This window comes from Phaeodactylibacter luteus (assembly GCF_007993045.1).
Classification (GTDB): Bacteria; Bacteroidota; Bacteroidia; order Chitinophagales; family Saprospiraceae; genus Phaeodactylibacter; species Phaeodactylibacter luteus.
This window is the reverse complement of the sequence record NZ_VOOR01000156.1, coordinates 1-934: the sequence shown is the minus strand read 5'-3', so window position 1 is coordinate 934 and position 934 is coordinate 1. Positions and strand designations below refer to the sequence as shown.

The following is a 934-nucleotide window of genomic DNA, read 5'->3' as shown; positions in this document are numbered from 1 at the left end:
TTTTAATTCAATTTGATAATTCCATAAAGCAGCTGCAATCCCGAGAATTCGATTTTTAATTTTCATACACTTCAGCCGACAACGATTTTTTAAAATTCGATATTTCTTCATTTTGCCGATAGCATGCTCAACAAAAATCCGTTCTCTACTCACTGCTTTGTTTTTAATTTTCTGTTCTTGGTTCAATTCAGGTTTAGGATTGTTTTTTGACTTTTTAGCTTTTTTCTCTCCTATGATTAATTCTTTAAAGTTGTATAACTTCTCTACCCCTACAAAACCGAGATCAAATAAGACTTTGAAGTTTGAAAACCAGTCCTTTCCTGGAGCGAATTCATTTTTAAAAACCCCCATATCATTATGTTTGCCATCGTAATATTCGCTCACATAATAAATACGTGTAGCTTTATCGGATAAAACCATAGCTACATCTGTATGAGTTTTCTTTTTCCCGCTAAACTTATTCCGCTGTCTTTCATTGCTTTGTGGGCGTTCAGTCAAATTCTCAGTGCCATCAAAAATTAATTCATCAGCAATCGACAGATGCTCGACGAACTCTTCTACATTTTTGAACTCACGCTTCGGCATTACTTTTTTTTTCAAGCGTTTGAGCGAGTAATTCAGAGAAGTATTTAAAATTATTCAATGCACTAGCGGGAGACATATCGAATACAACACCAAGTGATCCGAATATTAAATCATTCTTCATTTGGAAAAGTACAAAAAAGAGTGCGTCTCCAAGTGTTTTTAGCTTTGGCTCTTGCTGGACATTTTCTTCTATGTAATCTTCATAGGATTGCCCATTTAAATCAAAATAAGTCGAGGTGAAATCAAAAAGCAATTTTTCAAATGAAGAACGATTATAGCCAGTAGCGTCCTTGAACTGACGGTCTGTGGAGATTGTACGATAGTCCATTTTTTGCGTAAAAATACTTAA

The 934-nt window shown here is 34.5% G+C and carries 2 protein-coding genes; both read right to left on the bottom strand.

The genetic code is table 11. From position 1 onward, the window contains the following. On the bottom strand, window positions 1-585 hold a 585-nt coding region (locus FRY97_RS21945), incomplete at its 3' end, for a transposase family protein (RefSeq protein ID WP_147169764.1). Continuing rightward, on the bottom strand, window positions 572-934 hold a 363-nt coding region (locus tag FRY97_RS21940; RefSeq protein WP_211356961.1), incomplete at its 5' end, for a hypothetical protein. The genes FRY97_RS21945 and FRY97_RS21940, both read right to left, overlap by 14 nt.